The following is a 26636-nucleotide window of genomic DNA, read 5'->3' on the forward strand; positions in this document are numbered from 1 at the left end:
GCCCCCTTCCCGCCCAGTCGGAATGCTTGCGAAATTGCGCAACCGTACAACCAAGAGGCCGGATCGATCGTCCTTCCGTATGAGCACGACCCGTACGAGCACGACGGACAAGGGCGCAGCCATGCCGACGAACGACCAGGACTCCCCGCACCGCGAGGGGGGCGGCTCCCGACGCGAGGGGGCGGGGGGCCGCCGTACCCGCGGGCCGCTGCGGACGACGCTGCTGGTCGCCCTGTCCGTGACGGTGCTCGGCGCGGCGGGCCTGGGGTGGATCTATGTGAAGCTCAACGGGAACATCGACACCTTCGACGCGGGCGGAATCTCCGGGACCCGGCCCCCGGCGGACTCCTCCGAGGGCGAGAACGTCCTCGTCATCGGTTCGGACGCACGCAACGACGGCAACAGCGCGCTCGGCGGCGGCGACAAGGACGACGTGGGCCGCTCCGACACCGCGTTCCTGATGCACATCTACGCCGACCACCAGCACGCCGTGGCCGTGTCGATCCCGCGGGACACCCTGGTGACGATCCCGCCCTGCCGACTGCCCGACGGCAACTGGACCAAGCCGCAGGCCGACACGATGTTCAACGAGGCCTATTCCGTCGGCAACACCGCCAAGGGCAATCCCGCCTGCACCCAGAACACCGTCGAGAGCCTGACCGGGCTGCGCGTCGACCACACCGTCGTGGTGGACTTCAAGGGCTTCGCGGCGCTCACGGACGTGGTCGGCGGAGTGCCGGTGTGCCTCCCGCAGGACATCTACGCGCGGGACCTCGACCCCCATCTCACCACCCGCGGCAAGCAGTTGTTCACGAAGGGCGAGCAGACCGTCTCGGGGCAGAAGGCGCTGGACTACGTGCGTATACGGCACGGTATCGGCGACGGTTCCGACATAGGGCGGATCAAGCGTCAACAGGCCTTTGTGGCCGGCCTGATCAAGAAGGTGAAGAGCGACGGGCTGACCCCCTCGAAGCTGCTGCCGCTCGCCGACGCCGCGACCAAGTCGATGACCGTGGACCCCGGGCTGGGCTCGGCCGAGAAACTGATCACGTTCGCCATGTCCTTGCAGAACATCGATCTGCACAACACCAAGTTCGTCACCGTCCCCTGGCGCTACCAGGGCTCCCGGGTCGCGATCGTCGAGCCGGACGCCTCCGAACTGTGGGCGGCGCTCAAGGCCGACCGGACCATCGACGGCAAGAACGCGAGCGGCGGCCGGGCCACGGCGAGCGCCTCCGCCGCACCGGACCCCGGCAGCGGCACGTTCGGCAAGGGCATCGCGGTGGCCGTCTACAACGGCACCACGACCCGGGGCCTGGCCGCCCGCGCCGCGTCGGCGCTCACCGCGCACGGTTTCTCGGTCACCGGCACCGCCAACGCGAGCAGCCAGGACCACAGCACCACGGTCGTCCAGTACGGCCCCGGTCTGAAGGACCGGGCCGAGACCGTCGCCGCCCTCTTCCCCGGCGCCCGGCTCGAATCCTCCACCAGCCCGGGCGTCGGCGTCGTCCTCGGCCAGGGCTACGACCCGGACGCCACCCCGGCCCCCGCCCCCACGGCCCCAGCCGCAGTCCCCTCCTCGGTGGCCCAGGACGCCCGCTCGGCGGACGACAACCCGTGCGCGAACCTGACGTACGGCTCGGGGGGTTGAGAAACCGCTCCGCGCCCAGGGCCTCTCGTTTGGATCGGGCCGGATCAGGGAGCGGGGTCTGGTGCCGTGCATCGCAAGGCGGAGGAGGGCGTCATGGCGGAGCCATGGCAACCGAAGACAACGCCACGAGGGCCGGTGCCAGGGCCCGCGAGCCCGACATGATCACACGAGAGGCCCTAGCTGTGCTCCGACCGGCAAGGTTCACCGGGTTGAGGTAGCGGCCCGCGTTCGGGGAAATCCGTTTCGAGTGTTGCTGCGCTGCCTCTACTGTGGCGCGGTGATGACTGAGGTGATCGTTCTCAACGGTGGTTCCAGCTCGGGGAAGTCCGGGATCGTCCGGTGTCTGCAGGCGGTCCTGCCAGATCCGTGGCTGGCCCTCGGGACGGACACGCTGGTCGACGCGATGCCCGCGTCCATGCAGGCATCGGATGCGGGCATCGAGTTCGGTCCGGACGGACAGGTGATCGTCGGCCCGGAGTTCCGGACGCTGGAAGCCGCGTGGATCGAGGGGGTCGCCGCGATGGCCCGTGCGGGTGCCCGGGTCATCGTCGATGAGGTCTTCCTCGGTGGAGCGGAGTCGCAGAAGCGATGGCAGAAGGCTCTGGGTGAACTGCGGGTGCTGTGGGTCGGCGTGCGGTGTGACAGTGCGGTTGCCGCAGGCCGTGAGGTCGCACGAGGTGACCGGGTCATCGGCATGGCGGCGTCCCAGGCGGACATGGTCCACCGGGGCATGGTCTACGACCTGGAGGTGGATACCACGCATGCCGAGTCGATGGAGTGCGCACGGACCATTGCCGCGCAGGTGAGCTGATCGGCAGCCCGGCTGTCCGCCGTGATGACCACAGCGCCGGGAGGGTCAGGCCGCTGCGGCCAGGGGCCGTCCTCCCCAACGGATGCCCTTCTCGCTGCGGATCCGGGCGCGTTCGCGGCGTTGGGCTGCCAGCACGTCGGGGTGGCGGGCGTTGGTGTTGCGCCGGCGTAGGTAACGCTGCATTTCGCGGGTCTGGACGGTGTGATTGGGGTGGTGGGAGTTGGCGAGGGTGAACTGCCGCAGCGGTCCGAAGTGCGCCTCGATGGGATTGGCCCACGAGGCGTTGGTCGGGGTGAAGCACAACTCGGCCTTGTTCTTCTTCGCCCAGCGGCGGATCTTGGCACCTTTGTGGCCGGAGAGATTGTCCAGGATCACGTAGACCGGGGCGCCGTCCGGGCGGGCGGCCCGGATCGACTTCAGGGCTGCGAGGGTGTCGACCGCACCTTCGCGGCGGCGGTTGATGCCCCACAGGGTGTCGTCACCGACGGAGTAGCAGCCGTGGAAGTAGGTGACGCCGTGGGTGCGGTGGTAGGTCGCCGGCAGCCGGTCGGGCCGGCCCTGTTCGGCCCAGCACGTGCCGCCGGTGGGACGTATGCCCAGCAGATCGAACTCGTCGAAGGCGAACACGCGGTCCGGGAAGTGCTCCAGGACGTGCTCGATCCGGTCGAGCTTGGCATCGCGGTCGGGGTCGGTGGACTCCCTCCACGTCTTGGTGCGCTGGAAGGTGACCCCGCGGCGGGCAAGCAGAGTCCGCAGGGCCTCACGGCCGATGCGAATCACCCTGCCGTGGACTTTGCGCAGGTAGACGGCGAGTTTGCGGATGGATCAGCGGGTGAAGGGCTGGCCGAGTTTACGGGGGCGGGTGGTGGCCGTCTGGACGACGAACTCCTCGTCGTCAGGACTGAGCAGGCGGGGACGGCCTCCCGCACATTGAGGGTCCAGGCAGGCCAGCGGTCAGCCTGCGGACCTTGGCCGGCTCTGCCACCGCACCCCCACGCACCAGGTTGGATGTCACCACATCCAACCGCGCGCACGGCCCCCACCGCGAACAGCAACCCGGTGAACCTTCCCGGCCAGAGCACTAGCGGCTGATGTCGCGGCCGGGTTGCGGGGTTCCCCGGGGGACGCTCGGGGACGGCTCACCACGAGCCGGGGTCGGGGTCGGGGTGGGAGCGGGGATCGCCGTCGGTGTGGCCGAGGGACCCCGACGCGGGTCCGACGAGCGGCCCGGGGTGCGGGAGGCTTCGGGCCGGGGCCCCTTGGCCGGGGTGGGGCGGGCGGGCCCGGGCGGCTCCGACGATGACGCGGAAGGCGACGGAGTGGGGAGCACCGTATGGCCGCTGGCGGGCGGCGGGGCGAGCGGGACCGCGGGCCGGGCGGGGGCGGCGGGCGCCGTCAGCTGGAGCGGCAGCACGATCAGGGCGGCGGCGGCACAGGTCAGGGCCGCTCCGGCGGCGGCGCGGAGGGCTTTGCGGCGGCCCGCGGCCCGGCGGATCGTCTCATAGCGGCCGGGGGGTGGCCCGAGGTGCTCGGCGGGGGGCCGCAGGAGCACCGCGAGCGGGTCGTCCGGGCCGTACTCCGGCTCGTCGTCAAAGCGTGTGGTCAAGGCTTCTCCTCAGATGGACGCGGAGCAGTTCCCGGGCCGTGTGGAGGTCGGCCTTGACGGTTCCTTCCTTGCGTCCGGTCAGCGCGGACACCTCCCGGATCGGCATGTCGGCGTAGTAGTGCAGCAGGATCGGGACCCGCAGTCGCTCCGGCAGCGACTGCACCAGCAGGCGGACCGAGGGGTCGGCCTGCTCGGCGTGGGGGCGGACGGCGACCTCCGAGGTGACCCGGCGCACGGCTCTGCGCTCGCGCTCCATTTTGCGCCAGTGGTCCCGGACGAGGTTGGCCGCGGTGACGTAGAGGAAACCGCGGGGTTCCTCCACCGATGTCCAGCGGGCCCAGAGCCGGGTGAACGCCTCCGAGGCGATCTCGTGCGCCGTCCCGTCGTCGTCGACGAGACGGCGGCACCAGCCTGCCAGGCGCGGGTAGAGGGCGGCGAACAGCTCGGCCGCCTCCCTCTCACGGGACCGTTTCAACACTCTCCAGGGTCGTCGGGGGGGGCTCGTCGGGGAAGACCCGGGCCGACGGGCTTGCGTTCCCGGCGGCCCGGATCTTCCGGACGGGTTCAGGAGCGGGGTGAGGTCTCCGCGGTGCTCAGCGCGGCGAAGACGATCACATTGTCGAGGTACCCGTCGCCGGTGCGGGGGCCGCCGCAGGTGATGAGCCGCAGCTCCGGGCGGTCCGTGTTCCCGTAGACCTCGTCGGCGGGGAAGTCGGCCTTTCTGACCGTGCGTACGGCGTCGACGGCGAACACCGCCGTTGTGCCGTTCTCCAGGCGCGTCTCGATCCGGTCGCCCGGTCGCAGCCCGCCGAGGCGGCGGAAGACGCCGTCCCCGTAGGCGCCGACCGTGACATGGCCGAGGATGACGGATGGGCCGAGCTGACCGGGGGTCGGCGAATTGCGGTACCAGCCCGCCCGGTCGTGCGCGGTGATCGGCGGCACCTGCACGGTGCCGTCCGCCGCCAGACCGAGCTGCATGAGCGGGGTGTCGACCCCGAGCGCCGGGATCCGCAGCCGCACCGGGACCGAACGCGCCAGCGGCCGCGCCGATTTCACGGAAACCGGCGAAGGCGGTGGCACACTTCCGGGGTCCCGGCCCGCGGACCGGTGCGACGGGGAACCGCCGCAGCCCGCGAGCAGCACGGCCGCCGCCGCGGTGGCGAAGGCGCGCCTGGAGAGAGGGCTCATGCCCCGGTCGCCCGCCGACGCCGTACGACAGCGAAGCCCGCGCCGCCCGCGAGCAGTACCGCGGCGGCACCTCCGCCGATCAGCCCCTCCCGGCTGCCGGAGCCGGAGGACGAGGCGGTCACCCCGGTGTCGGGCGCGCCCTTGGGCACCACGGAGACCTGCCCCCGCTCGGACGGCACGGTCGGCACGGCACTGGGGGACGCGGAGCCCCGGGACGGTACGGGGCTGGGAGTCGCGGTGCGGGAGGGGGGCTGGGTGGGCGAAACACCGGGAGCCGGGGCCTTGGTGGGCGAGACGCTGGGGACGGGGGTGGCGCTCGCCCCGTGGGCGAACGCGGGCACGGTGCCCGCCAGGACGGCGGTGCACGCGAGAGCCATACCGCTGAGGACGGTTCGGCGCATGGAGTCGCTCTCTTTCGTCGATCCGCCCGGACCGGGCGGACTGGCGTACGGATCGAGCGAAGAGACGACCCGACCACAACCCGGGTTGCAAAGAACAGGCAAAACCCTCACCCCGACCGCACACGCGGCCGCCGCGGGTGACCCGCGGTCATGTCTCCGGCGAGGCTCGCTCCTCGAACACGCACTTGGCGACCGGACCGAGGGGGACCCACCGTCTCGCACAGCCCCCGTCCAGTGACATTGCCGTCAACTACTGCCGTCAGGAAGTCCGGAAGCCCCACCACGGTAGATTCCACTGCCGAGCAAACTTGAAGCGTCTCGACCTGCCCCAATGACTGTTGGTGTTCCCATTCGAATTGAACCAGTCGGCGATGGATATCCTCTGTGCACTCAAGACGCTGAGCCTGGTCGTGAGCCGGTGGCGGCCGCCCATCAGCGTTCAACCGGCCTGCTCCAGCCGAGGCTTTGTGGTAGCACACCGTCTACCCAGAGCCGATCGAGCCTGGCGAAGAGCCTGTGCAAGCTCACGTCGAACTCCTCCCAGGCCACAGGGTCCAATTCCCGCCAGGGGTCAGAGATGGTCACACCAGGCGGCAAAGGGCCGGTGGAGCCAGACACTTTACGGCAAGCAGCACACCACGTGTAGCTGATCACAGCAGGGCGATGCGCATGTTGCGTTTCCCGGAGGTACGTGCGAACCGCGACCTCCCCACACGCGGGGCAAAGCCACTCCGACTGGTCGCGGAGGAAGTTCCGCTCTCGCCCGAGAGTTTCGATCTCCGATGGCGTGAAACGCCTTATCCGGGTCATCAGCCCGTCCTTCGCCGGAACATGGAAGCCCTCGCGGGCCCGGGTTCAGCCGAGCTGCCCGGACTCCGGGCCGTCACAGGCCCACGATTCTGTTCCAGCGGCGGGCGAAGTCCAGTCGTTCCGTGGAGGTGATGTCGCGGGCGACCGCCAGGCGGCGGCGCATCGTCGGGTCCGGGAAGATCAGCGGGTTCTCGGCGAGGGCGGCGGTGTCCCGGTCCTTGGCGGCCGCCAGGACGTCGCGGGCGGCGGGGACCGGGCAGACGTAGTTCACCCAGGAGGCGAGTGCCGCGGCGACCTCGGGGCGGTAGTAGTGGTCCACCAGCAGCTCGGCGTTGGCCTTGTGGCGGGCGCGGTCGGGGATCATCAGGGAGTCGGCCCACAGTTCGGCGCCCTCCTCCGGGACGACGAAGTGGATGTCCGGGTTGTCGGCCTGGAGCTGGATCACATCGCCCGAGTACGCCTGGCAGGCCAGCACGTCTCCGCTGACCAGGTCCTTGGTGTAGTCGTTCCCGGTGAAGCGGCGGATCTGCCCGCTGCGGATGTGCCGTTGGACCTGGTCGCAGACCCGGTGGAAGTCGTCGGCGGTCCAGCGGGTGATGTCCACCCCGTTGCCCTGCATCAGCAGGGCAAAGGCCTCGTCCAGTCCGGAGAGCAGGGTGACCCGGCCCTTGAGGCCGGGCGCCCACAGATCGCTCACCCGCTGGATCTCCCGGCCGAGCTTGCGCCGGTTGTACGCGATGCCGGTGATGCCGGACTGCCAGGGCACCGTGAACTTCCGTCCCGGGTCGAAGGCGGGCGAGCGCAGCAGGGGGTCGAGATGCTGGGCCACCTGCGGCTGCCGGGCCCGGTCCATCTCCTGCACCCAGCCGAGGCGGACGAACCGCGCGCACATCCAGTCGCTGATGACGATCAGGTCGCGGCCGGTCTGCTGGTGGTTCATCAGGGCCGGGCTGATCTTGCCGAAGAACTCGTCGTTGTCGTTGATCTCCTCGACGTAGTCGACGGCGATACCGGTCTGCTTCTCGAAGGCCTCAAGGGTCGGCCGCCGGTTCGGGTGCTTCTCGTCCGAGTCGATGTAGAGCGGCCAGTTCGCCCAGGTCAGCCGACGGTCCCGGGCGGACAGATCGGCGGCGGGCCGGTCGCCGGGCGCCACATAGGCCCCGGGTACGCCGCAGCCGGCGAGCGCACCGAGGACGGCGCCGCCGCCGAGAGTGCGCAGCAGGGAGCGGCGGGTGAACGGGGGGTGCTTCGGTGTCCGGGGCATTGCGGCAGCATGCCGTCCGTTTCCCGGGCGGGACAATCGACGCCCCGTCGAGCGCCCCCGGGGGAAACCGACACCCTGTCAATCCGCGGACCGCTGTCCGTCTGCGGACAGTTGTCAGTCTGTGGACTGCTGCCGTGCGGCGGTCGCACCGTACGGCGGTCGTAGCCCACACGGCCCACACGCGCGGCGGCCCCGCACAGGAGGAACCTCCCGTGCGGGGCCGCGCGACCGTCGTGCGGGCCCCTGTCCGGTACGGCAGTCGTACCGGACCCCGGGCCGCCGGGTCGTGGCTAGGCGTCGAGCGACGTCATCACGTGCTTGATGCGGGTGTAGTCCTCGAAGCCGTAGGCCGAGAGGTCCTTGCCGTAGCCGGACTTCTTGAAGCCGCCGTGGGGCATCTCCGCGACCAGCGGGATGTGGGTGTTGATCCAGACGCAGCCGAAGTCGAGCGCCTTGGACAGCCGCATCGCGCGGGAGTGGTCCCTGGTCCACACGGAGGAGGCGAGGGCGTACTCGACGCCGTTGGCCCACTCGACGGCCTGCGCCTCGTCCGCGAAGGACTGGACGGTGATGACCGGGCCGAAGACCTCGTGCTGGACGATCTCGTCGTCCTGCTTCAGACCGGAGACGACGGTCGGCGCGTAGAAGTAGCCCTTCTCGCCGACCCGGTGGCCGCCCGCCTCGACCTTGGCGTGGGCGGGCAGGCGCTCGATGAAGCCGGAGACCTGCTTGAGCTGGTTGGGGTTGTTGAGGGGGCCGTAGAGCACGTCCTCGTCGTCCGGCAGGCCGGTCTTGGTCTCGGCGGCGGCCTTGGCGAGCGCGGCCACGAACTCGTCGTGGATGGACTCGTGGACGAGGACGCGGGTGGCGGCGGTGCAGTCCTGGCCCGCGTTGAAGAAGCCCGCGACCGAGATGTCCTCGACCGCCTTGGGGATGTCGGTGTCCTCGAAGACCACGACCGGGGCCTTGCCGCCCAGCTCCAGGTGGACGCGCTTGACGTCCTTGGCCGCGGACTCGGCAACGGACATGCCGGCGCGTACGGAGCCGGTGATGGAGGCCATCGCCGGGGTGGGGTGCTCGACCATCAGACGGCCGGTGTCGCGGTCGCCGCAGATGACGTTGAAGACGCCCTTGGGCAGGATCGAACCGATGATGTCGGCGATCAGGACCGTGGACGCCGGGGTGGTGTCCGACGGCTTGAGCACGACCGTGTTGCCCGCGGCGATCGCCGGGGCGAACTTCCACACGGCCATCATCATCGGGTAGTTCCACGGCGCGACCTGTGCGCAGACGCCGACCGGCTCACGGCGGACGATCGAGGTGAGCCCCTCCATGTACTCGCCGGCCGAGCGGCCCTCGAGCAGCCGGGCCGCTCCCGCGAAGAAGCGGATCTGGTCGACCATCGGCGGGATCTCCTCCGACCGGGTCAGCCCGGTCGGCTTGCCGGTGTTCTCGACCTCGGCCGCGATCAGTTCCTCGGCGCGCTCCTCGAAGGCGTCAGCGATCTTGAGGAGGGCCTTCTGCCGCTCGGCGGGGGTGGTGTCGCGCCAGGCCGGGAAGGCCGCGGCGGCGGCGGCCATCGCGGCGTCGACGTCCGCCTGCCCGGACAGCGGGGCGGTCGCGTACGCCTCGCCGGTCGCGGGGTTGACCACCTCGGTGGTGCGTCCGTCGGCGGCGTCCCGGAATTCGCCGTCGATGTAGTTGCGCAGACGGCGCAGCTCGGTGCTCACTGCGGGCCCTCCAAGTTCGGGTGTCCAATCGCTGAGACGACCACCCTAGTCCGTGCCCCCACGTTTTCAACAGCCCCAGTCCCGTCACTGCTGCGAAATCCGCAGGCTTGCCGTACGTAAACAACGAATTTCATCGATTGAGCCTTGCAAAACTGTCGAGACGTCGTGCACAGTGTGGTCGTGGCCAGTCGAAGCGCAGACCAGAAGGACTCCCGCGAGTCCAGGAACGGCACTCCCCAGCTGGATGCCGTCTCCCTCGCCATCATCGAGCAGCTCCAGCAGGACGGCCGCCGGCCGTACGCCGCGATCGGCAAGGCCGTCGGCCTGTCCGAGGCGGCCGTGCGCCAGCGCGTCCAGAAGCTGCTCGACCAGGGCGTGATGCAGATCGTCGCCGTCACGGACCCGCTCACCGTGGGCTTCCGGCGGCAGGCGATGGTCGGGATCCATGTCGAGGGCGATGTGGAGTCGGTCGCCGACGAGCTGGCCGCCATGTCCGCATGCGAGTACGTGGTGATGACCGCAGGCTCGTTCGACCTGATGGTGGAGATCGTCTGCGAGGACGACGACCACCTGCTGGACGTCATCAACAAACGCATCCGGGCCCTCCCCGGAGTGCGCTCCACCGAGAGCTTCGTCTACCTCAAGCTCAAGAAGCAGACCTACATGTGGGGAACCCGATAGCCGTGAGTACCAAGGACCTCAGCAAGACCGCGTACGACCACCTGTGGATGCACTTCACCCGCATGTCCTCGTACGAGAACGCGCCCGTGCCGACCATTGTGCGGGGCGAGGGCACCTACATCTACGACGACAAGGGCAAGCGCTACCTGGACGGTCTCGCCGGTCTGTTCGTGGTCCAGGCGGGCCACGGCCGCGTCGAGCTGGCGGAGACGGCGTTCAAGCAGGCGCAGGAGCTGGCGTTCTTCCCGGTGTGGTCCTACGCCCACCCCAAGGCCGTCGAGCTGGCGGAGCGCCTGGCCCACCACGCGCCCGGCGACCTGAACAAGGTCTTCTTCACCACGGGCGGCGGCGAGGCCGTGGAGACCGCCTGGAAGCTGGCCAAGCAGTACTTCAAGCTGACCGGCAAGCCCACCAAGTACAAGGTCATCTCGCGCGCGGTCGCCTACCACGGCACCCCGCAGGGCGCCCTGTCCATCACCGGCCTGCCGGCCCTGAAGGCCCCCTTCGAGCCGCTGGTGCCGGGCGCGCACAAGGTGCCGAACACCAACTTCTACCGCGCCCCGATCCACGGCGACGACCCGGAGGCCTTCGGCCGCTGGGCCGCCGACCAGATCGAGCAGCAGATCCTCTTCGAGGGCCCGGAGACGGTGGCCGCGGTCTTCCTGGAGCCGGTGCAGAACGCGGGCGGCTGCTTCCCGCCGCCGCCCGGCTACTTCCAGCGGGTCCGCGAGATCTGCGACCAGTACGACGTGCTGCTGGTGTCGGACGAGGTCATCTGCGCCTTCGGCCGCCTGGGCACCATGTTCGCCTGCGACAAGTTCGACTACGTACCGGACATGATCACCTGCGCCAAGGGCATGACCTCGGGCTACTCCCCGATCGGCGCCTGCATCGTCTCCGACCGCCTGGCCGAGCCCTTCTACAAGGGCGACAACACCTTCCTGCACGGCTACACCTTCGGCGGCCACCCGGTGTCGGCCGCGGTGGGCCTGGCCAACCTCGACCTGTTCGAGCGGGAGAACCTCACCCAGCACGTGCTGGACAACGAGGGCGCCTTCCTCTCCACCCTCCAGAAGCTGCACGACCTGCCGATCGTCGGGGACGTCCGCGGCAACGGCTTCTTCTACGGCATCGAGCTGGTCAAGGACAAGCACACCAAGGAGTCCTTCAACGAGGAGGAGACCGAGCGGGTCCTGTACGGCTTCCTCTCCAAGGCCTTGTTCGACAACGGCCTGTACTGCCGTGCCGACGACCGTGGCGACCCGGTCGTCCAGCTCGCCCCGCCGCTGATCTCCAACCAGGAGACCTTCGACGAGATCGAGCAGATCCTGCGCGCGACGCTGACGGAGGCGTGGACCAAGCTCTGAGCCCGTCCGGATTCCGGTCCCGCCGACCGGACGGTTCATCCTTCTGGATGATCAACCCACGGCCCCGGGCCGCCCGTTCGAGTGAGAAACGGCGGTGCGGGGCCGTTGCGGTGCCCGGCTCCCCGCGCGGCCTGCCTAGCGTCGGACGTGACCGATCGCCCCTGCCTTCGTTCACCCGAACGGGTCCCCCCGGACGGGGACCGGCACGGGACAACGGATCCGAACCGAGGTGTACGCCATGGTGGCCCCGCCGGACAACGACGTGCTCTGGGCGCACGCCCTGCACTTCCAGCACAAAGGCTCGCCCGCGCTCTGCGGTGTCTCCGTGGGGGTGCGCGAGGGGGAGATCCTGGCCGTCACCGGCCCGCGCGGGAGCGGCAAGACGACCCTGCTGAAGTGCCTGGCGGGGCTGCTGCCCGCCCAGCGGGGCGAGGTCTGGTTCAACAGCATGCCGGTGCACACCCTGGGCCCGATCGGCCGGGAGAGGCTGCGGCGCGACCGCTTCGGCTGGATCGATCCGGCGCCCCTGCTGGTGCCCGAACTGAACGTCTGGGAGAACGCCGCCCTGCCGCTGATGCTGCGGGGCGCGGGCCGCCGCCGGGCCAGGGCCGCCGCCCTGGAGTGGCTGGACCGGCTCGACATCGGCGGCTGCGACCGCAGGCGCCCGCAGGAGCTGACCGGCGCCGAACAGCAGCGGCTCTCCGTGGCGCGGGCCCTCGCCACGGAGCCCACGGTGCTCTTCGCCGACGAGCCGACCGCCACCCTGCACCGCTCCGACGGCGCCCAGGTGCTGCGCACCCTCACCGCGGCGGCCCGCTCGCACGGCATCACGGTGGTCCTGGCCACCCTGCACCCGGACGTCGCGGCCCTCGCCGACCGCACGGTGTCCCTGCTCGACGGGCGGCGCGTGACCACGGTCCAGCTGCCGCCGGTGCCGGACACGGAGACGGAAGGCCGGGCCGCGTGCTCGCTCTCCGTCTAGCGCGCGGCGCCCACCCCCTGGTCCAGCTCTGCCGGCTGCTGGTCACGACGGCCTCGGCGGGTACGGGCCTGCTGTTCCTGTGCACGCTGGGGTACGCCCTGGCGCACCCGGACGCGTCGGCCGGTTCGGCGCTCCGGCTGGTGTGGTGCCTGGTGCCGCTGGCCGCCACGGTGTATCTCGCGGTCTGCGCGGCCCGTACGGACCCCGCCACCCGCCCCCGGTCCGGGCTCGCCGCCATCGGCCTCGGCCCGGCCCGGCTGATGCTCCTGTCGGCGCTGACCACGGCCCTGGCCACCGGGCTCGGCTCGCTGCTGGCGCTGCTGGCCTTCCTCCATCTGCGCGGTGATCTGCCCGGCACCCCGTTCCACGGCGCGGGAGCCGCCTTCCTCGCCGCCGACCGGCCGCTGCCGCTGCCCGCCGCGCTCACCCTGCTCGCGCTGGTGCCGTTCGCGGCCTCGGCGGCGGCCGCGGTGGCGCTGCGGCCCGAGGGCGAGGGGCCCCGGCGCCCCGGCCGCCGCCGCGGGAACGCACCGGCCGCGCCCGGCGCCGACTCCGCGATGGATGTCACCGCGGAGGAGCAGGCCCCCGGCGCGGAGAAGCAGGCGGCGGACGGTCCGCAGGAGATCCCGGCGTCCGGGCTGCCCCCGCGGGCCGGGGCCGTCCCGGGCGGGCTGCCCTGGGGGGTGGCCGCGATCGCCGCGGGGCTCGCGGTGGAGGCACGGGCGGGCGGGGCGGCGCGCTTCCCGCTGCCCGACGGTCTCGCGGGCGGTCCCGCCGGGGTGCTGGCGGGCTGGGCGCTGACCGCGCTGGGGCTGGCCCTGGCCGGGCCCGCCGTCGCCCATCTGTGCGGACTGCTGCTGGAGGCCGGGCGCCCGGGCGCGGTACGGCTGCTCGCGGGGCGCGGTCTCCAGCAGGAGGCGCGGCGGATCGGGGGGCCGCTCGGGGTGGTGTGCGCGGTCGCCTCGGGGGCGTACGCCATGACGGCGCCCTACGCCGGCGCGCGCCTCTCTTTCGGGCCGCTCACCACCCTGGGCGCGCTGCTGGTGGCGGGGTGCGCGCTGGCGGCGCTGACGACGGCGGCGATCGAGGTGCGTCAGGCGCGCGCGGGCACGGTGGCGGCGCTGGTGCGGCTGGGCGCGCCGGTGGCGCTGCTGCGCAGCGCGGCGCTGCTCCGGGCGGCCGCGCTTGTCCTGGTGTTCGGTCCGCTGACCTGGGCAGTCGCGGAGCTGGCGGCCATGCCGCTGAAGGGCTGACCGGGCCGGGAGCGGGGGCGGCCGTCGCGTACGCGAAGGGGTACGGCGAACCGCGGCCGCACCCCGGCGCCGTACGCGGCGCAAGGGCGGGCGAGTTGACGGACCGGCACTCCTGGCGGGCTACGGGGGCGCCGGTGAGCCGTAGGGGCGGTAGATGAACGGGGGTGCCCCCAAGGGGGGTACGGGGGTGGACCCAACGGTGTTTCAAACATACGGACGGTTAACGAGACGGCAAAGACGGGTGGCATGCCGGACATCGCCGTTGACAGGGCTCGGCCGACGCTTATACATCTGTGAGCCTGGTGGGGGCGTTGTTGCTGCGGCAACGTCCCTGGATCCCCCCGCAGTTGCGCATCCCGCGAAGGGCAATCGTGTCCATATCCTTCCGATCCTCCCGCACCGCACGGTCGGTGCGCGTCCTCGGCGTCGCCTCCGCCACCGCCGTGCTCGCACTCGGCGCCGCCGGCAACGCGCTCGCCTGCAACATCCGCGACTTCTCGGCCGCCGCGTCCTGCGACGGCAACGGGAAGGGCGTCATCACCGTCACCGACACGGACGCGTCCGGCCGCAAGGCGACCGTCTCGGTGTTCCTCGAGTCCAACGGCGCCGACGCGAAGAAGGTCGGCGAGCAGACGGTCACCGGCACCGGGGCAGGTGCGACCGTCACCTTCTCCGAGGAGTGGGCGGCGAAGGCCCAGTACCGCGTCCATGTCACCGTCGACGGCATCCTCAACGAGGACGTCTCGCCGGGCCTGACGACGCCGGACAAGGCGTGCACGGCCTCGGAGACCACCCCTCCGGCCACTCCCCCGGCCTCCGGAACCCCGAAGCCGTCGGCCACCCCGTCCTCGTCGGCGACCCCGACGGCCGCCCCCTCGGCGTCCGCCAGCGCGGCCCCCACCCCCGGGGACAACTCGCCGTCGGCCGCGGCCGGCAGCTCCAACCTGGCCGAGACCGGTGCCAGCTCCAACACGCCCATGATCGCCGGTATCGCCGGTGCCCTGGTCGTCGTCGGCGGCGGCGCGGTCTTCTTCGGCATGCGCCGCCGCGGCGCGTCGAAGAACACCTGACGCACACCGCGCGCCCGGAGAAACAACCGACGGCCCGCCCCTGTCCGGGGCGGGCCGTCGGCGTGTTCCCGGCTACGCGGCCGCGGCGCCCCCGAGCACCACGACCTCGTCCGCGTCGAAGACGACCCCGGTCTCGTCCCCCGGCTCCGGTGCCGTGCGCAGCGGGCAGGCCGCCTCCAGCACGGGCGCCCCCTCGGGCCTGAGGCGCACGGCGACATGGGTGCCGCGGAAGGTGCGTGCGGTCACGGTGCAGCGCAGGCCCTCGGCGACCGGCACCAGCCGTACTCCCGCGGGCCGCACCAGCAGGTCGCACGGCCCCTGCGCGGAGCCCGCGGGGACGGGGACCCTGCCCCAGGGGGTGTCGGCGGCCGGGCCCGACACGGTCGCCGCCACCACGTTGTCAAAGCCGAGGAAGCGTGCCACGAAGGCGTCCGCGGGCCGCTGCCACACCTCAAGAGGCGTACCGGACTGGGCGATACACCCCTCCCGCATCACCACGACCCGGTCCGCGAGCGCGAAGGCCTCGCCCTGGTCGTGGGTGACGGCGAGGACGGTGGTGCCCAACCGGCCGAACAGCTCCCGCAGTTCGACGACCAGCCGCTCCCGCAGCGACCGGTCGAGCTGGCCGAGGGGCTCGTCCAGCATCAGCAGCCGGGGCCGCGGGGCGAGGGCCCGGGCGAGCGCGACCCGCTGCTGCTCACCGCCGGAGAGCGCGGCGACGGCCCGCCCCGCCGCCCCGGGCAGCCCGACGAGATCCAGCAACTCCCCCACCCGGGCGTCCCGTTCGGCGCGCGCGACCCGCTGCATCCGCAGCCCGAAGGCGACATTGCCGCCCACGTCCCGCTGCGGGAACAGCTGGTGGTCCTGGAACATCAGCCCCACCCCCCGCCGGTGCGCCGGCACCCCGGTCAGATCGCGGCCGTCGAGGACCACCCGCCCCGAGTCCAGCGGCCGCAGCCCGGCCACGGCCCGCAGCAGCGTCGACTTGCCGCTGCCGCTCGGCCCGAGCACGCACACCACCTCGTGCTCGGCGACCTCCAGGTCGACGCCGTCGAGTGCGGTCCGCCCGCCGTAGCGCACGGTCGCCCGTTCCAGCCCCAGCATCGTCAGAACTCCCCCGTCCGGTCGGTCCGCAGTCTCTCCAGCACCAGCAGCGCCACCGCGCACACCACCATCAGGATCGTCGAAAGAGCCATCGCCTGGCCGTAGTTGAGGTCCCCGGGACGGCCGAGGAGCCGGGCCACCGCGACCGGCAGCGTCGGGTTGTCGGGCCGCGCGATGAACACCGTCGCCCCGAACTCCCCCAGCGACACGGCGAACGCGAACCCGGCCGCGACCAGCAGCGCCCGCCGCACCAGCGGCAGATCGACCTCCCGCCACACCCGCCACGGCGATGCCCCGAGCACGGCGGCCGCCTCCCGCAGCCGCTCGTCCACGGCCCGCAGCACCGGCAGCATGGTGCGTACGACGAAGGGGGCGCCCACCAGCGCCTGCGCCAGCGGCACCAGCATCCAGGAACCGCGCAGGTCCAGCGGCGGCCGGTCCAGGGAGATCAGGAAGCCGAAGCCGACGGTCACGGCGGACACGCCGAGCGGCAGCATCAGCAGCGCGTCGAAGCCCCGCACCAGGCGGCCCGCGTCCCGGCGGGCGAGGGCCGCGGCGGCGAGCGAGCCGATCAGCACGGCGACCAGGGTGGCGGCCGCCGCGTACTGGAGTGAGGTGCCGACCGCCTGGACCGGCGCGACCAGGAAGGTCCCGCCGTCGGCTTGGGTGAGCGCCCGGTAGTACGCGAACCCGGGCGCGTCCAGCGACCGGGCGACCAGCACGGCGAGCGGCAGCACCAGCAGCACGGCGACGGTGGCGAGGACCGAGCCGAGCAGCGCCCACTGGGCCGCACCGCGCGGCCTGCGCGCCGTGCGGGACGCGTCGACCAGCCGCAGCGCGCTCTCCCGGCGGCGCACGGTCCAGGCGTGCACCGCGAGGACCGCGCCCACCGCGAGGAACTGCACGATCGTCAGCACGGCGGCGGTCGGCAGGTCGAAGATCTCCGAGGTCTGCCGGTAGATCTCCACCTCCAGGGTGGAGAACGTGGGGCCGCCCAGGATCTGCACCACCCCGAAGGAGGTGAAGGTGAACAGGAAGACCATCAGGGCGGCGGCGGCCACGGCCGGGCCGAGGGCGGGCAGGGTCACCTTCCGCCAGGCGGCGGCCCGGGAGGCCCCCAGCATCCGCGCGGCCTCCTCCTGGCGCGGGTCGAGCTGCGCCCACAGGCCGCCGACCGTGCGCACCACGACCGCGTAGTTGAAGAAGACATGGGCGAGGAGGATCGCCCAGACCGTGGTGTCCAGGCGGACGCCCCACAGGTCGTCGAGGAGTCCGCCGCGGCCGACGAGGGCCAGGAAGGCCGTGCCGACGACCACCGTGGGCAGCACGAACGGCACGGTGACCACGGCCCGCAGCACCTGCTTGCCGGGGAAGTCCAGGCGGGCGAAGACATACGCGCCGGGCATCGCCACCAGCAGGGTGAGCGCGGTGGAGGCGAGCGCCTGCCAGGTGGTGAACCACAGGACATGCCCGATGCCGGGCTGCGCGAGCACCTCCGGGAGCCGTCCGAGGTGCCACACCCCGTCGACGCGCAGCCCGCGGGCGACGATCGCGGCGACGGGGTAGGCGAAGAAGACGGCGAAGAACGCGACGGGCAGGGCCATCAGCCCGAACCGCGCCGCGCCGCCCCGGCGCCCCGGGGCTACTTCAGTACGAGTGACGTCCACGACCTGACCCACTGGTCCCGGTTGGCGGCGATCTTCGCCGGGGGCATCGTCGCGGGATCCTTGGCGGCGGGCCCGTAGGCGGTGAACTCGGCGGGCACCCGGGCGCCCCGCGCCACCGGGTACACATACATGCTGAGCGGCATGTCCTCCTGGAACCGCCTGCTGATCAGGAAGTCGAGGAAGGCCCTGGCGCCCTGGGGGTTGCGGGCGTTGCTCAGCAGGCCCGCGAACTCGATCTGGCGGAAGCAGGTGCCGGACGCGACCCCGGTCGGCGCGGTCGTGGGGCGCGGCTTGGCGTAGACGACCTCGGCGGGCGGCGAGGAGGCGTAGGAGACGACCAGGGGCCGGTCGCCGCCCGCCTTGCGGCCCGCGGCGGAACCGGAGAACTCCTGCTCGTAGGCCTGCTCCCAGCCGTCGACCACCTTCACCCCGTTGTCCTTGAGCTTCTTCCAGTAGCCCTGCCACCCGCTGTCGCCGTAGCGGGCGGCGGTGCCCAGCAGGAAGCCCAGGCCCGGGGAGGAGGTGGAGGCGTTCTCGGTGACCAGGAGGTTCCGGTACGCGGGCTTGGTGAGGTCGTCGAGGGAGGACGGCGGGGCGAGCCGGTGGTCGGCGAAGTACTTCTTGTCGTAGTTGACGCAGATGTCGCCGTAGTCGACCGGGGTGACCCGGTGCTTGTCGCCGTCCAACTGGTACTGCGCGCCGACCTGTTCGAGCCCCTTCGCCTTGTACGGCTGGAAGAGGCCGTTGTCGAGGGCCCGGGACAGCAGGGTGTTGTCGACGCCGAAGAGGACGTCGCCCTGCGGGTTGTCCTTGGTGAGGATCGCCTTGTTGACGGCCTGGCCCGCGTCGCCGTCGGTGAGGACCCGGACCCGGTAGCCGGACTCCTTCTCGAACGCCGCGATGACGCTCTTGGAGGCGGCCCACGAGTCATGGCTGACCAGGGTGACCGTCTTGGAGTCGCCGCCGCCGGCGGCGCCGGATCCGGACGATCCGCACGCGGTCAGCGTGACCAGGCCAAGCCCTGCGGCGACGGCCGCGAACTGCCGTGCGGTGATGCTCACTGGATTCCTCCTGGAGGTGACCAGGAAGAGACGCGGCCCCGCCCGGGATCCCGAAGGGCCCCGGGCGGGGCGCAACAGCTTGAGTGAAGACCGAACTCCCTACCCAGAATGACCTGGGCGAGGTTCAGAGGGTCTGCGGGCTGTCCCGCACTCTCAGCGCTGTGGCGCTCCCCTGTCGGAATACAAAGGTGACTGTGAAGTTGTGGACCGCGCGGCCAACCCGGGACGGCGGGACGACCGCGGGACACGGACGCCCTTCAGACTACCGCTCGGTGGCCGCCAGCTGACCACACGCTCCGTCGATCTCCTGGCCACGGGTGTCCCGGACGGTCACCGGCACCCCGTGCGCGGCGATCGCCTCGACGAACGCCTTCTCGTCCTCGGGCCGCGACGCGGTCCACTTGGAGCCGGGCGTCGGGTTCAGCGGGATCAGGTTGACGTGCACGGGCCTGCCCCGCAGGAGCCGTCCGAGCCGGTCGCCGCGCCACGCCTGGTCGTTGATGTCCCGGATCACGGCGTACTCGATGGACAGCCGCCGCCCGGACCTCTCCACGTACTCGAATCCGGCGTCGAGGACCTCGCGCACCTTCCACCGGGTGTTGACCGGCACCAGGGTGTCGCGCAGCTCGTCGTCCGGGGCGTGCAGGGAGATCGCGAGACGGCACTTGAAGCCCTCGTCGGCGAAGCGGTGGATGGCCGGGACCAGGCCCACCGTCGACACGGTGATCCCGCGCTGCGACAGCCCGAGCCCGTCCGGCGCCGGATCGGTCAGGGCACGGATGGCGCCGGTGACACGCTTGTAGTTGGCGAGGGGCTCGCCCATGCCCATGAAGACGATGTTCGACAGCCGGGCCGGGCCGCCGGGGATCTCGCCGTCGCGCAGCGCCCGCATGCCGTCCACGATCTGGTGGACGATCTCCGCGGTGGACAGATTGCGGTCCAGACCGGCCTGGCCGGTGGCGCAGAACGGGCAGTTCATACCGCACCCGGCCTGGGAGCTGATGCACATGGTCACCCGGTCCGGGTAGCGCATCAGCACGGACTCCACCAGCGTCCCGTCGAACAGCCGCCACAGCGTCTTGCGGGTGGTGTCCTGGTCCGTCGACAGATGCCGGACGACCGTCATCAGCTCCGGAAGCAGCGCCTCCTGGAGCCCGGCCCGCGCGGAGGCGGGGATGTCGGTCCACTGCTCCGGGTCGTGCGAGTACCGCGCGAAGTAGTGCTGCGAGAGCTGCCGGGCGCGGAACGGCTTCTCGCCGATCGCGGCGACCGCCTCCTTGCGCTCGGCGGGCGTGAGATCGGCAAGATGCCGCGGCGGCTTCTTGGCACCGCGCGGCGCGACAAAAGTGAGTTCTCCGGGCTTGGGCATGGTGGTACCAGTGTCGCAGATCCACTCGGGTGACCCGCGGCCCAGCGGCAGGGGGCCCGGACGGGCCTTGCTGCTGTCCGCGTGATCTTGATCGGCCGAACGGGTCGGGGGGAACGGGGCGGCGCCCGGGCGCCGGCCGCCCGGCGGCCACGCTGGGGGCCGCGGTCGGCGCGCCCTCCGCCGGACGCCGACCGGTCTGCCCTCCTTCTGAAGCTTTCTGAAGCGGAGTCGCGATGAGTCCCCTCGGTTCCCCCTGCGGCCGCGTCACGGCCCTCGCGGTCACGGCGCTCTCCCTGGCGGGTGTGCTCGCCTCCCCCGCCGCGGCCGCGGCCGCCGTCCGCCCCCTGTGCCTCGACGTCGGCACCACCCGCAACAACGGCGACCCGGCCCGCCTCGCGAACTGCCTGACCGGCTGGCGCAGCCAGTCCTTCGTCCTCCGGGACGGCCAGATCAAGGTCGAGGACACCGTCGGCACCGCCCGCGAGATGTGCCTGGACATCAGCGACACCCGCAACAACGGCGACCCGCTGCACCTCTGGCAGTGCATCCCGGGCCTGTCCAACCAGACGTACATCCAGCAGCGCGGCGAGATCAAGGCCGAGGACACCTTCGGCACCGCACGGGAGATGTGCCTCGACGTCGGCAACACCCGCGTCCCCGGTGACATCACCCACATCTGGCAGTGCTACCCCGGCTTCGGCAACCAGACCTTCGTCGTCCAGCGCGGGCAGATCAGGGTCGCGGACACCCTCTGACCCCGGCGGCCCGGGCGCCGAGCGGCGAGGGGCCCGCCGTCCGGTGGACGGCGGGCCCCTCGGCCGCGCAGGAGGGAACGGTACGGGTCAGCCGCTCCCGACGAAGAGCACCAGCAGCAGCCACACCACCGGAGCGGTCGGCAGCAGCGAGTCGAGACGGTCCATGATGCCGCCGTGGCCCGGCAGCAGCGTGCCCATGTCCTTGATCCCCAGATCCCGCTTGATCATGGACTCGCCGAGGTCGCCCAGGGTGGCGCTGGCGGCCACTGCGAGACCCAGCAGCAGACCCTGCCACCAGACGCCGCCGTCGATCAGATAGTGCATGCACAGCGCGCCCGCCCCCATGGCGAAGGCCACCGCGCCGACGAGCCCCTCACGGGTCTTGCCGGGGCTGATGCGCGGAGCGAGCTTGTGCCGGCCGAACCGCCAGCCCACCGCGTAGGCGCCGGTGTCACTGACGACCGTCAGCAGCAGGAACGTCAGCACCCGCTCGGGGCCGTCGTGGGCCGTCAGCATCATGGCGACGAACGTCGCCAGGAACGGCACGTAGAACGCCGCGAAGAGACCCGCCGTGACGTCCTTGAGATAGCCGTCCGGCGGTTCCGTCATCCGCCACACCAGCACCGCCAGCGCGGTGAGCGCCATCGCCACCCAGGCGCCCTCGGCACCCCGCACATAACCGGCCACGACCATCGCCGCGCCGCCGACCGCCAGCGGCACCAGGGGCGCCTTGATGCCCTTGCGCTCCTCCAGCCGCTTGGTCAGCTCCCACAGGCCCACCACGACGGCGACCGCCACGACACCGACGAACACGGCCTTGACGATGAACAACGACACGACGATCACGACGCCGAGCCCGACCCCGACCCCTATGGCCGCACCCAGGTCACGGCCCGCGCTCTTCTTCTGCGGTGCGGGCGCCGGCTGCGGGGCGTCGGGCATGGGCTCCGGATTCTGCGTGGCCGCCCCCGGGGACGGCGCCTGCGGCATGTCGTCGCGGAACAAGGGGCCGCTCAGCCGAGCGGCCCCCCGGTCGTCATCCTGGTCTCCGCCCTGCGCGGGCACGCCGGCCACAACGGGCATGGGGCGAGTCTGCCGGGCGTCATGCGCATCGTACGCGGGACCCGCCGGACCGGTCCTCTGCACCGGCCCGGCGTCGGGCGGCCCCCCGTACCCGGTCCGCGGCGGCGCCCCCCAGGAAGAGTCGTTCATCAGACTTCGAGGAGTTCCGCTTCCTTGTGCTTGAGCAGCTCGTCCACCTGGGCGACGTACTTCGCGGTGGTGTCGTCGAGCTCCTTCTCCGCACGGCGGCCCTCGTCCTCACCGACCTCGCCGTCCTTGACGAGCTTGTCGATGGCGTCCTTCGCCTTGCGGCGCACGGAGCGGATCGCGACCTTGGCGTCCTCGCCCTTGCTCTTGGCGACCTTGATGTACTCGCGGCGCCGCTCCTCGGTCAGCTCCGGGAACACCACGCGGATGATGTTGCCGTCGTTGCTCGGGTTGACGCCGAGGTCGGAGTCGCGGATCGCCTGCTCGATGTTGCGCAGCGCGCTCTTGTCGAACGGCGTCACCACGGCCATGCGCGGCTCCGGCACCGAGAACGAGGCCAGCTGGTTGATCGGCGTCGCCGCGCCGTAGTAGTCGGCCACGATCTTGTTGAACATCGCCGGGTGCGCACGACCGGTGCGGATCGCGGCGAAGTCCTCCTTGGCGACGACGACGGCCTTCTCCATCTTCTCCTCGGCCTCGAGGAGGGTCTCTTCGATCACCACTTGCTCCTGCGTCTTGAGTAGGCCGGCAGCCGTCACTCGTCGGTCCCGCGGCCGGCTGCGTCGCGTCTTCTTCCTGCACGGTTCCGGACCGGCAGGTCATTGTCCATCCCCCGGCCGGAGTCCCTCGCCCCGACGGGCGCCCCGGACCGGTCGTGCGTCCGGTCAGCCCCGGCCGCCCTGGTCCCCCACGAGTGTGCCGATCTTCTCACCCTTGACGGCCCGGGCGATATTGCCCGCCGCGAGCAGTTCGAAGACCAGGATCGGCAGCTTGTTGTCCCGGCACAGCGTGATGGCGGTCATGTCCGCCACCTTCAGGTCCCGGGTGATGACCTCGCCGTAGCTGAGGGCGTCGAACTTCACGGCCTCCGGGTTGGTCTTCGGGTCGGAGTCGTAGACCCCGTCCACGCCGTTCTTGCCCATGAGCAGCGCCTCGGCGTCGATCTCGAGGGCACGCTGCGCGGCCGTCGTGTCCGTCGAGAAGTAGGGCATGCCCATACCGGCGCCGAAGATGACCACACGGCCCTTCTCCAGATGGCGCACGGCACGCAGCGGGATGTACGGCTCGGCGACCTGGCCCATGGTGATGGCGGTCTGGACCCGCGAGTCGATGCCCTCCTTCTCCAGGAAGTCCTGGAGCGCGAGGCAGTTCATGACCGTGCCCAGCATGCCCATGTAGTCCGAGCGGGCCCGGTCCATGCCACGCTGCTGGAGCTCGGCGCCACGGAAGAAGTTGCCGCCGCCGATGACGACGGCGATCTGGGATCCGTCGCGCACCACCGCGGCGATCTCCCGGGCGATGGCGTGCACCACGTCCGGGTCGACGCCGAGACCGGTGCCCCCGGAGAATGCCTCTCCGGACAGTTTCAGCAGAAACCGGCCGTGTACTTTGCCGTCGTCGCTCTTCTCGGCCTTGGTGGTCATGGAGATCCCGCCTCTTTCACGTGTTGCACATACGAAGAAGGCCATTGCCGATGGGGGGTGCTTCACAACCCATTCGCGGCAATGGCCTCCTCGTCAGATCTGCGTCCGTCATACGCGCGTACGGGACGGCACACGCGTATGACGAGGACGACTGCTTTCGACGTTCGACCCTATCCGGGTCTGCCGTCGATCGCGGCACGGACTCAGATGCCGACCTTGATGCGCGCGAAGCGCTTCAGGGTGACACCCGCCTCGTCCAGGATCTTCTGGACGGACTTCTTGTTGTCGAGCGCGTACGGCTGGCCGAGCAGCGTGGCGTCCTTGAAGAAGCCGTTCACACGACCCTCGACGATCTTGGCGATCGCGGCCTCGGGCTTGCCCTCGGCGCGGGTGGTCTCGTCGGCGATCCGGCGCTCGGACTCGACGACCTCGGCCGGGACGTCCTCACGGGAGAGGTACTTCGGCGCGAAGGCGGCGATGTGCTGGGCGATGCCCTTGGCGACGTCGGCGTTCGGCTTGTCGAACTCGACGAGGACACCGATCTGCGGGGGCAGGTCGGGCATCGTGCGGTGCATGTAGGCCGTGACGAAACCGTCGGCGAACTGCGCGAAGCGGTCCAGGACGATCTTCTCGCCGAGGTTGGCGTTGGCCTCGTCCACGAACGCCTGGACGGTCTTGCCGGGCTCGATCTCCGAGCCGAGCAGGGCCTCGAGGTCGGCCGGAGCGGTCTTGGCAACGTGCTCGGCGATCGTCTGGGCGACGGCCTGGAACTTCTCGCCCTTGGCGACGAAGTCGGTCTCGCACTTCAGCTCGACGATGACACCCGAGGAGTTGTCGTCGGCGACGATCGAGACCACGGCGCCGTTCTCGGCGGAGCGGCCCTCGCGCTTGGCGACGCCCTTCTGGCCCTTGATCCGGAGCGCCTCGACGGCCTTCTCGACGTTGCCCTCGGCCTCGTCCAGCGCCTTCTTGCAGTCCATCATGCCGGCGCCGGTCAGCTCACGGAGCTGCTTGACGTCGGCGGCGGTGTAGTTCGCCATGATCTGTGAATCTCTTCTCGGAGTTCGAAGTCTCGAAGTCGGCGGCCACCCACGGATCGTACGGGCGGCCGCCAAAGATCTACGGGCTACGAAGATCTAGCGGCTGCGGGTGAACGGCGGGTGGCGCGGTCGGCGCCACCCGCCTTCACATCAGCCGAACGGCCCAGAGGTCAGGCCTGCTCGCCCTCGGCGGCCGGAGCCTCAGCGGCGGGAGCCTCGGCGGCCGGAGCGTCGGCCTCGGCAGCCGGAGCCTCGGCGGCAGCGGCCTCGGCAGCCGGGGCCTCGGCGGCAGCGGCCGGAGCGGCGGCTTCCTCGGTCTCGGCCTTCTTCTCACCCTCGAGCAGGTCGCGCTCCCACTCGGCGAGCGGCTCGCCCGCGGCCTTCTCGCCCTTGCCCGCGGTGGCGACACCGGAACGGGAGATGAGACCCTCGGCGACGGCGTCCGCGATCACACGGGTCAGCAGGGTGACGGAGCGGATCGCGTCGTCGTTGCCCGGGATCTTGTAGTCGACCTCGTCGGGGTCGCAGTTGGTGTCGAGGATGGCGACAACCGGAATGTTCAGCTTCCGGGCCTCGCCGACCGCGATGTGCTCCTTCTTGGTGTCCACGATCCAGACGGCGCTCGGCACCTTCTGCATCTCGCGGATACCACCGAGGGTCTTCTCGAGCTTGGCCTTCTCACGCGAGAGGACCAGGAGCTCCTTCTTGGTCAGACCGGAGGCGGCGACGTCCTCGAAGTCGATCTGCTCGAGCTCCTTGAGGCGCTGCAGACGCTTGTAGACGGTCGAGAAGTTGGTGAGCATGCCGCCCAGCCAGCGCTGGTTGACGTAAGGCATGCCGACGCGGGTGGCCTGCTCGGCGATGGCCTCCTGCGCCTGCTTCTTCGTGCCGACGAACATGACCGTGCCGCCGTGGGCAACGGTCTCCTTGACGAACTCGTAGGCGCGGTCGATGTACGACAGCGACTGGAGCAGGTCGATGATGTAGATGCCGTTGCGCTCGGTGAAGATGAAGCGCTTCATCTTCGGGTTCCAGCGACGGGTCTGGTGACCGAAGTGGACGCCGCTCTCCAGCAGCTCCCGCATCGTGACGACGGCCATGGCCGTTCTCCTTGAGTTTCTCGGTTGTGCCGCGGACACCGGATGGCATCCACGCCTGACGCCCGCAATGCGCCGTGCCGCAAAGGACCGAGGAGCGCTGACACCGGCCGTGCGACGGCCAGGTGTCGGGGCGTGCGAAGTCGACCCGGTGACCCGGATCGCCACAAGAAGTGTACGGGACCCGCAGAGCCGCGGGTGACGCCGCTGTCCACAACCGGCCGGTTGTCCACAGGCCCCGGCCATGATCGCCCCCCATCCGGGACCGTACTCCCATGCACACACGACGACGCGTACGACACAGGCCCACGGGGCTGCTCCCGCTGCCGCTCACGCTCCCGCTCATCCTGATGGCTGCGACCGTGGTGGCGGATCTGGCGGGGGTGGGGTCGGGGACAGGGACGGGCGCTGGGGCGACAGGGGCGGGGACGGGCGTGGGGGCGGGGATGGGTGCCTACGCGTCCGCTGCTGTGGCGTGGGCGGTGATGCCCCGCCCGGGGCCGGATCCGGGCGGGGCCGGGGCGTCCGGCTCGACGGTGCCCGAGGTGGGCCGCCGGTGGCCCGTGGGCGTTCACCCGCTGGTGCTGCGCGGCTGGGACCCGCCCGCCACGCCCTACGGGCCCGGACACCGGGGCGTGGACCTCGCGGCCACCCCGGGCGACCCGGTCCGCGCGGTGGCCGCCGGGCGCGTCGCCTTCGCCGGACGGGTGGCGGGCCGCGGTGTGGTGGCGGTGGAACTTACGGGGACGGGCACACCACCCCTACGGACCACCTACGAGCCGGTCCGCGCCACGGTTCAACCGGGCGACACCGTCCAGCCGGGCGACGAACTGGGGCACCTGGAACCCCCGACCGGCCACTGCCCCGGCCCGTGCCTGCACTGGGGACTGCTGCGAGGCAAGACCTACCTGAACCCGCTCGCCCTGCTGCCGCCATGGCTGCTGCGCACGGGGCCCTCGAGACTGCTGCGGGTGGAGGGGGTGGGGGTGGGATTTGGCGTGGGCGTGGGCGTGGGCGTGGACGCGGGGTAGGGGGT

The 26636-nt window shown here is 71.3% G+C and carries 24 protein-coding genes, 1 pseudogene and 1 riboswitch; of the genes and pseudogenes, 9 read left to right on the forward strand and 16 right to left on the reverse strand.

Annotated features, from left to right (window positions below; genetic code table 11):
* The first annotated feature begins 121 nt into the window (after window positions 1–121).
* Entirely contained in the window at window positions 122–1651 is a 1530-nt protein-coding gene (locus ACIHAA_RS16640; RefSeq protein ID WP_399818012.1) for an LCP family protein, read from the forward strand.
* Window positions 1652–1931: 280 nt separating this feature from the next.
* Window positions 1932–2462: a chloramphenicol phosphotransferase CPT gene (gene cpt, locus ACIHAA_RS16645; RefSeq protein WP_399817629.1), complete on the forward strand. Its 531-nt coding sequence runs from the start codon at window positions 1932–1934 to the stop codon at window positions 2460–2462.
* A gap of 45 nt (window positions 2463–2507) precedes the next feature.
* Here the strand turns inward: cpt and ACIHAA_RS16650 are convergent.
* From ACIHAA_RS16650 to ACIHAA_RS16680, 7 genes and pseudogenes are all read right to left on the reverse strand, one after another.
* Window positions 2508–3413 (reverse strand): annotated as a pseudogene (locus ACIHAA_RS16650) (IS630 family transposase); the annotation flags it as partial.
* Window positions 3414–3543: 130 nt separating this feature from the next.
* On the reverse strand, window positions 3544–4068 hold the full coding sequence (locus tag ACIHAA_RS16655; protein WP_399817631.1) for a hypothetical protein: 525 nt from the start codon (window positions 4066–4068) through the stop codon (window positions 3544–3546).
* Entirely contained in the window at window positions 4052–4543 is a 492-nt protein-coding gene (locus ACIHAA_RS16660) for an RNA polymerase sigma factor (RefSeq protein ID WP_399817633.1), read from the reverse strand. The genes ACIHAA_RS16655 and ACIHAA_RS16660 overlap by 17 nt, the downstream gene beginning before the upstream one ends.
* Before the next feature lie 89 nt (window positions 4544–4632).
* A complete protein-coding gene (locus ACIHAA_RS16665; RefSeq protein ID WP_399817635.1) occupies window positions 4633–5256 on the reverse strand; it encodes a class F sortase in 624 nt (207 codons plus the stop codon).
* Window positions 5253–5657, reverse strand: coding sequence for a sortase-dependent protein (locus tag ACIHAA_RS16670; protein ID WP_399817637.1), 405 nt, complete (start codon window positions 5655–5657; stop codon window positions 5253–5255). Before ACIHAA_RS16670 ends, ACIHAA_RS16665 begins: the two co-directional genes overlap by 4 nt.
* A gap of 883 nt (window positions 5658–6540) precedes the next feature.
* The gene (locus tag ACIHAA_RS16675; protein WP_399817639.1) at window positions 6541–7731 is read right to left on the reverse strand and encodes a PotD/PotF family extracellular solute-binding protein; all 1191 of its coding nucleotides are present in this window, start codon (window positions 7729–7731) and stop codon (window positions 6541–6543) included.
* A gap of 290 nt (window positions 7732–8021) precedes the next feature.
* A complete protein-coding gene (locus ACIHAA_RS16680) occupies window positions 8022–9461 on the reverse strand; it encodes a gamma-aminobutyraldehyde dehydrogenase (RefSeq protein WP_399817641.1) in 1440 nt (479 codons plus the stop codon).
* Window positions 9462–9626: 165 nt separating this feature from the next.
* Here ACIHAA_RS16680 and ACIHAA_RS16685 point away from each other — a divergent pair, with 165 nt between their 5' ends.
* The 5 genes from ACIHAA_RS16685 to ACIHAA_RS16705 all read left to right on the forward strand — a co-directional run bounded on the left by ACIHAA_RS16685 (window position 9627) and on the right by ACIHAA_RS16705 (window position 14814).
* On the forward strand, window positions 9627–10142 hold the full coding sequence (locus ACIHAA_RS16685) for an Lrp/AsnC family transcriptional regulator (RefSeq protein WP_399817643.1): 516 nt from the start codon (window positions 9627–9629) through the stop codon (window positions 10140–10142).
* Window positions 10127–11509 (forward strand): aspartate aminotransferase family protein, encoded by a 1383-nt coding sequence (locus tag ACIHAA_RS16690; RefSeq protein WP_399817645.1) that lies wholly within the window; start codon window positions 10127–10129, stop codon window positions 11507–11509. The genes ACIHAA_RS16685 and ACIHAA_RS16690 overlap by 16 nt, the downstream gene beginning before the upstream one ends.
* 238 nt (window positions 11510–11747) lie before the next feature.
* On the forward strand, window positions 11748–12491 hold the full coding sequence (locus ACIHAA_RS16695) for an ABC transporter ATP-binding protein (RefSeq protein ID WP_399817647.1): 744 nt from the start codon (window positions 11748–11750) through the stop codon (window positions 12489–12491).
* Window positions 12473–13744, forward strand: coding sequence for a hypothetical protein (locus tag ACIHAA_RS16700; protein WP_399817649.1), 1272 nt, complete (start codon window positions 12473–12475; stop codon window positions 13742–13744). The genes ACIHAA_RS16695 and ACIHAA_RS16700 overlap by 19 nt, the downstream gene beginning before the upstream one ends.
* A 371-nt stretch (window positions 13745–14115) precedes the next feature.
* The gene (locus ACIHAA_RS16705) at window positions 14116–14814 is read left to right on the forward strand and encodes an LAETG motif-containing sortase-dependent surface protein (RefSeq protein WP_399817651.1); all 699 of its coding nucleotides are present in this window, start codon (window positions 14116–14118) and stop codon (window positions 14812–14814) included.
* 72 nt (window positions 14815–14886) lie between these two features.
* On the opposite strand, the gene ACIHAA_RS16710 is transcribed toward ACIHAA_RS16705, so the two are convergent.
* The 4 genes from ACIHAA_RS16710 to rlmN all read right to left on the reverse strand — a co-directional run bounded on the left by ACIHAA_RS16710 (window position 14887) and on the right by rlmN (window position 20015).
* Entirely contained in the window at window positions 14887–15918 is a 1032-nt protein-coding gene (locus ACIHAA_RS16710; protein ID WP_399817653.1) for an ABC transporter ATP-binding protein, read from the reverse strand.
* Window positions 15919–15920: 2 nt separating this feature from the next.
* Window positions 15921–17585 (reverse strand): ABC transporter permease, encoded by a 1665-nt coding sequence (locus tag ACIHAA_RS16715; protein WP_399817655.1) that lies wholly within the window; start codon window positions 17583–17585, stop codon window positions 15921–15923.
* Complete coding sequence (locus ACIHAA_RS16720; RefSeq protein WP_399817657.1) at window positions 17561–18646, reverse strand: thiamine ABC transporter substrate binding subunit; 1086 nt, start codon at window positions 18644–18646, stop codon at window positions 17561–17563. Before ACIHAA_RS16720 ends, ACIHAA_RS16715 begins: the two co-directional genes overlap by 25 nt.
* A gap of 78 nt (window positions 18647–18724) precedes the next feature.
* Window positions 18725–18830, reverse strand: a riboswitch (TPP riboswitch).
* Between the two features lie 78 nt (window positions 18831–18908).
* Complete coding sequence (rlmN, locus tag ACIHAA_RS16725) at window positions 18909–20015, reverse strand: 23S rRNA (adenine(2503)-C(2))-methyltransferase RlmN (protein ID WP_399817660.1); 1107 nt, start codon at window positions 20013–20015, stop codon at window positions 18909–18911.
* Between the two features lie 233 nt (window positions 20016–20248).
* Here rlmN and ACIHAA_RS16730 point away from each other — a divergent pair, with 233 nt between their 5' ends.
* Window positions 20249–20770 carry an RICIN domain-containing protein gene (locus ACIHAA_RS16730; protein ID WP_399817662.1) on the forward strand — a complete coding sequence of 174 codons (522 nt, stop codon included), beginning with the start codon at window positions 20249–20251 and terminating at the stop codon, window positions 20768–20770.
* A gap of 87 nt (window positions 20771–20857) precedes the next feature.
* On the opposite strand, the gene ACIHAA_RS16735 is transcribed toward ACIHAA_RS16730, so the two are convergent.
* The 5 genes from ACIHAA_RS16735 to rpsB form a co-directional block, all read right to left on the reverse strand.
* Window positions 20858–21982: a phosphatidate cytidylyltransferase gene (locus ACIHAA_RS16735; protein ID WP_399817664.1), complete on the reverse strand. Its 1125-nt coding sequence runs from the start codon at window positions 21980–21982 to the stop codon at window positions 20858–20860.
* On the reverse strand, window positions 21982–22539 hold the full coding sequence (gene frr / locus ACIHAA_RS16740) for a ribosome recycling factor (RefSeq protein WP_399817666.1): 558 nt from the start codon (window positions 22537–22539) through the stop codon (window positions 21982–21984). The genes ACIHAA_RS16735 and frr overlap by 1 nt, the downstream gene beginning before the upstream one ends.
* Window positions 22540–22704: 165 nt before the next feature.
* Window positions 22705–23463 carry a UMP kinase gene (gene pyrH / locus ACIHAA_RS16745; RefSeq protein WP_399817668.1) on the reverse strand — a complete coding sequence of 253 codons (759 nt, stop codon included), beginning with the start codon at window positions 23461–23463 and terminating at the stop codon, window positions 22705–22707.
* Between the two features lie 203 nt (window positions 23464–23666).
* Window positions 23667–24503, reverse strand: a complete 837-nt coding sequence (tsf, locus tag ACIHAA_RS16750; protein ID WP_399817670.1) for a translation elongation factor Ts — start codon at window positions 24501–24503, stop codon at window positions 23667–23669.
* A gap of 170 nt (window positions 24504–24673) precedes the next feature.
* Entirely contained in the window at window positions 24674–25603 is a 930-nt protein-coding gene (gene rpsB / locus ACIHAA_RS16755; protein ID WP_399817672.1) for a 30S ribosomal protein S2, read from the reverse strand.
* A gap of 443 nt (window positions 25604–26046) precedes the next feature.
* On the opposite strand from rpsB, the gene ACIHAA_RS16760 reads away from it, so the two are divergent.
* Window positions 26047–26631, forward strand: a complete 585-nt coding sequence (locus tag ACIHAA_RS16760; RefSeq protein ID WP_399817674.1) for a peptidoglycan DD-metalloendopeptidase family protein — start codon at window positions 26047–26049, stop codon at window positions 26629–26631.
* Window positions 26632–26636 lie beyond the last annotated feature (5 nt).

Origin of the sequence: Streptomyces sp. NPDC052040 (assembly GCF_044548405.1) — a bacterium.
Taxonomy (GTDB): Bacteria; Actinomycetota; Actinomycetes; order Streptomycetales; family Streptomycetaceae; genus Streptomyces.